Annotated in this window: 2 protein-coding genes and 1 pseudogene; all 3 read right to left on the bottom strand. The window is 73.3% G+C overall.

Features of this window, described 5'->3' with window-relative positions; genetic code table 11:
• A pseudogene (locus NCC78_RS27750) lies at window positions 1-1,440 on the bottom strand (TIGR02680 family protein); the annotation flags it as partial.
• A gap of 17 nt (window positions 1,441-1,457) precedes the next feature.
• Window positions 1,458-2,849, bottom strand: coding sequence for a TIGR02678 family protein (locus NCC78_RS27745; RefSeq protein ID WP_250798182.1), 1,392 nt, complete (start codon window positions 2,847-2,849; stop codon window positions 1,458-1,460).
• A complete protein-coding gene (locus NCC78_RS27740; RefSeq protein ID WP_250798181.1) occupies window positions 2,846-4,414 on the bottom strand; it encodes a TIGR02677 family protein in 1,569 nt (522 codons plus the stop codon). The genes NCC78_RS27745 and NCC78_RS27740 overlap by 4 nt, the downstream gene beginning before the upstream one ends.
• Between the last annotated feature and the right edge of the window lie 286 nt (window positions 4,415-4,700).

The raw sequence follows: 4,700 nt of genomic DNA, 5'->3' as shown, positions 1-4,700 counted from the left end.
CTGGGCACGCAGCCGCGCGCGGGCCTCTTCGACGGCGTCCTCGGCGCGTCGCGCGGCCTGCTCGGCGTCGGCGGCGGCGGCCGTGGCGTCGGCCGCGTCGGCGGCGGACCGGGAGTGGTCACGTTCGGCCTGGTCATGCCGTGCCACCTGCTCGCGAATGGCGCGCACGTCGTCGCGACGCGCGGCGGCCCGTGCGGTGATCCGGGCCGACAGGTGGTCCGGGGCGGCGTCGTCGGCGCTCCAGGTGATCCCGGCCGTCTCGGCGTCGAGCAGAAGTTCGGCGGCGAGCCGGTCGGCCGCCGCCCGCGCGTCCCGGGTCGCCACCATCGCCCGTTCCCATTCGGTACGCCGCCGGGTCACCGCCGTCTCCTCGGCGGCGGCAGCGTCGTCGGCGCGCTCGGCCGCCTCGGCCAGGTCGTGCACGTGTCGTTCCAGGTCGGCGAGCTGCTCGTGGGACTGGTAGGCCGCCGATGCTTTCAGGCTGTCCAGGTGGGCGCGGAGCCGTCCGGGCTCGCCCTCGACGGCCCGCAGCCGCGTGCCTGCCTCGGACTCCGTCTCGGCCGCCGCGTCGGCCGTGCGGCGCGCGTCGCCCAGTGCTGCCGACTGGGTGGCGACCGCGTCGCGGCGGGCGGTCAGGGTGTCGGCGGCCGCCCGGGCATGGGTGCGCAGGTAAGTCGAGTAGACCGTCAGGAACGCGGCCGTCGCCGCGTCCGCCGCCACCAGCCCTTCGAGGGTACGGGCGACCGCTTCCATGTCGTCGAACGAGCGGGCGGCCTCCACCAGCAGGTGGTCTTCGACCGGACGCAGCCCGCGCTGCAGCGTGCGGGACAACTCGACCGGGTTGAGGTCCTTGGCGAGCTGGGGCTTACGCAGGGTCAGCACCAGATCCAGCAGCTGCTCGTAGCGGGCCGGCCCGAGGCCGAACAGCCGGGCGTCGACAAGCTGGCGATAGTCCTCCGCCGAGTCCCGCACCGCGTCGGCCCCCAGCCGGTCGATCAGGTCGCGGCGGTTCAGCGGCCGGTCGTCGGCGTCCAGCAGGGAGAAGTCCACCCCCACCCGGCCGTCGGCCACGAAGTGCCAGCGGGTCACCCGGTCGACGTGCCGGTGCGCCCGCAACCCGATGCCGACCGTCACGTACTCCTCGCCGTCGCTGAACTCCATCCACACGTACGCGTGGGTGACCTCCTGCCCCCGGTAGAGCAGGTTCGATTTCATTGTGCGGTCCTCGCTGGCGAACGGGTTCAGCCGGCGGGGTTCGATCCGCCCGTCGAGGACGAACGGGAACAGCACCTCCAGCGCCTTGGTCTTGCCGGAGCCGTTCGGCCCGCGCAGCACCAGCCAACCGTCGACGAAGAGGAACTCCTCGTCCCGGTAGTCCCACAGGTTGATGATCCCGGCTCGGGTGGGGGCGAACCGGCGGACGGCACGTTGCTCGATCACGATCTGCTTCCCGAGGGTCAGAAGAGGGTTTCGGTCGAGGCGCGGGGCTTGACCGCGGCGATGGTGTGGCGGTAACGACCGACCAGCGGCCGGACGAGCACCCCGCCCGGCACGACGGTGACCGCGCCGAACCGTTCCAGCAGCGCCACCGCCTCGGCGCATAGCCGGTCCGGGTCGGCGTGCCACTGGGCCCCGAACGCGGTCCCGTACCGCTGAAGGATCTCGCCGACGGCGGTACGCAGGAAGCTGTCGGTGATGAACGGCAACCGCCCGGCGCCGTCGGTCTCATCGGCGCCACCCTCATCCTCGGTGGTCCGCGGCTCGGCCGGGCCCGTGTCGTCGAGGCGCACCAGGGTGGCCGTGGGCAGCCCGGCGTCGATCTGACCCACCAGCGCCTGCTGCCGGCCGTACCCGTCCGGCGGCACAAGCCGCTTGACCCGACGGCCATCCGGATCCGCCACGCGGTCGGCTATCTCCACCGCCAGCAGCACCGCGGCCTGCGCCACCGAGCCGGTGCCCGGGAACCGCTCCCCGGTGAACCCGGCGGTGTCCACCAGCAGCACCCCCTCGGCCCGCCGCTCCACCCGCAGACCGGTCAACCGGGCCAAGTCGGCGGCGAGCGCCGACCCGCCCAGATGGTTGGCGACCACCGGATCGACGTCGGCGAAGTAGACGACCGGCGACTCCACCACCCCCCGCCGGGCCGCCTGAGCTGCCTGTCGGCGCTCGGCGTTGCCGCTGCTGGTCATCGCCCGGCCGAGCAGCGCCGACACCGACTCGACGTGCTGCACCACCCGGGTCGGCCGGAACAGCGCGAACACCACGTCCCGCGCGACGTCGTACAACGCCTCACCGGCCCCGGGGTCACTGGCCCAGGCGGCGCTGGAGCCGTCGGCCAGCCGGAGCACGCCACGCTCCTCCAACCAGCCGACCGCGTCCACGAACGCCCGCCGATCCGGGCCGTGGTCCGGATCCAGCCCCAGGCCGGTGATCCGGTTCGCGTCGCCGGCCACCGAGTCGGCCAACTCGCTGAGGGTGATCTGAATCCCGGCACGGCCCAGCACCGCCAGGCACAACGCCAGATACGCGTAGCGCTGCCGGTCGAACGGCCGCCCGGTGCGGGACACGGCCGGCTGGGTGCCGTCGAGCCGGTCCTTCGCCCGCACCAGCCGTGCCGTCGAACCGTGCAGCTCCAGCCGGTACCCGAACGCCTCGGCGAGATCCCGGCGCAGGGCGGCGGCGAAGCGCCGCACCCGGGGCAGCGCCCGCTCGTCGGGCCAGGTCGCCGTGATCAGCGGGTGGCGCAGGACCAGCCGGACGACCCGCTGGTAGTCCGCCAACTCCAGCTCCGGGACATCGACGGCGAACCGGTGGACCGCCGGCCGGAGCGCGCCCGATTCTGCGGTCACGCCGACACCAGCTCGCCACGGCGGACCGCGGTGTGCTGCGCGGCGGTGACCGTCAGCGCGTACCCGTCCAGATGAAGCCGGCCGCCGACGGTGCGTACCGTGGTGAACCGTCCCGGCGTCGGGGTTAAGGTCAGCCGGACGCCGTGCGCGGCGGCCGCCAGCGGCACCGCGGCCGTGCCACCGACCCGGGCGGCGAACGCGATGTCGAGCAGGCGCAGCAGGACCTGGGTCTGCGACCCGTCCAACCGGCCGTCGGTGATTCCCTCGGCAGCCAGCGCCGTCGCCGCGTCGGCCAACCGGCGCTCCCGGGCGAGCTGGTCGCCGCGCAGCCGGTGCCGGCGGTCGTCGACCCGGTCCAGCCGTGCTGGCCGTCCCCGACCCTGCCCGGGTGCCCGACCGGTGGCCACCAGGGTGCGGGACAGCTCCACCGCCGGCGCCTCCCACCACGACAGCCGGCTCGCGATCGCCTCCGGATCCGGGTGCGCCACCCCGACGTGGCGAGGAGCGCCGAGACCGAACACGACGTCGAACAGGGCGTGCGCGGCCTCCTGGGTGCCGGTGTGGGTGAACCACGCGGCCAGGTGCCGCAGCTGCGACTCCCGGCTCACCCCGCCACGGCGAGCCTCGGTGACTCGGCGCAACAGGGCGAGGACGTCACTGATCGCGGCGATGGTGGCGTCCGACAACCGGTCCGCCTCGCTGAGCTGCTCCGGACCCGGCGGCGCCAACCAGGACCGCAGCCCCGCCCAGCGCCGCCGCCAGTCATCCAGCCGCTGAGCCGGGGTGTGGAACAGCCGCTCGTCGGCCGCGGCGGCCGCCTCGATCAGCCGATCCAGCCCGGTCGCCTCCACCTCGTGCACCGCCGCGCGTAGCCGGGGGCTGTAGCGCTGCAATTCGTCGTGGAAATCCCGCAGGTGAGCCAGTAGCGCGTCCTTGTGGGCGAGGAACGCCTCCGGCCGCACGTCGTTGGTCCGTCCCAGATCGCCCAGCATGTGGTAAAAGCGCGCGGCCCGCTCGGCGATGTCCGCCAACGCCCGGTCCAGCCGGTTGAACTTGCGGTAGACCTCCTCCGCGTCCCCGGCCTCGTTAGCCGATGCGAGTGCGTTGAGGTCCGCCAGGAGATCGGCGAAGACCAGCCGGGACAGCGTCGAGTCGTCCATGCTCGCCGACAACACCGCCTCCACCGCCCGGTGGGCCCGGTACCCGGCCTCGGTGAACTGGTACACCGAGTGCCGGTTGCGGTACTCCGCCAACGTCGTAGCCCGGGAACCGTCCTGCCCTCGGTCGAGCACCCCCCAGTCCACCAGGGCGTCGAGCAGCCGCGGCAGCTCCAACTGCGCCGGATCCGGGCAGTCGGCGTTCGCCTCATGCAGCGCCGCCAGCGCTGCGGCCACGTCAGAGGTGTGCAGCACGACGTGGTAGCTGGACCGCGCCGAGTCGAAGGCCCGCAGCAGCCACAGGTAGGCGAACCGGTTCTCCGCCGTGACGTAACCGAACAGTCGCATCCGGTCGTCCAGCCCGAAGTCGTCCAAGCCGAACGTGGGCCTGGATGGCTGCACGGTCATCGTCTTCCTCCCACGGGACGCGAACAGCCACCCACCCTACCCAGCCGGGCCTGGACGGCGGCCAGGCGCACGGTGGGAAGCCTGGCGAGGTGACTACGGGCCTTCCCCTGGCCTGCGCCAACCTGCTTGGCACGCTGGTCGCACCCGGACATCGGCTCGCATCATTGGTCACTGGTTGCCGACGTTTCACGCTGTCTTGTGCCCCGTGTGTGCCCCGGGCGACTCCTTGGCGAGAGACCTAACCGTGGCGGGCGCGCCACTCAAGATAGGCGGCCTGCTGCTTGGC

Origin of the sequence: Micromonospora phytophila (assembly GCF_023656545.1) — a bacterium.
Lineage (GTDB): Bacteria > Actinomycetota > Actinomycetes > Mycobacteriales > Micromonosporaceae > Micromonospora > Micromonospora phytophila.
This window is presented reverse-complemented; position numbering and strand designations above follow the sequence as displayed.

Bases quoted from the DNA above. Each gene is read 5' to 3' on its own strand.
- NCC78_RS27740 (WP_250798181.1), bottom strand. From the start codon at position 4,414: ATGACCGTGCAGCCATCCAGGCCCACGTTCGGCTTGGACGACTTCGGG.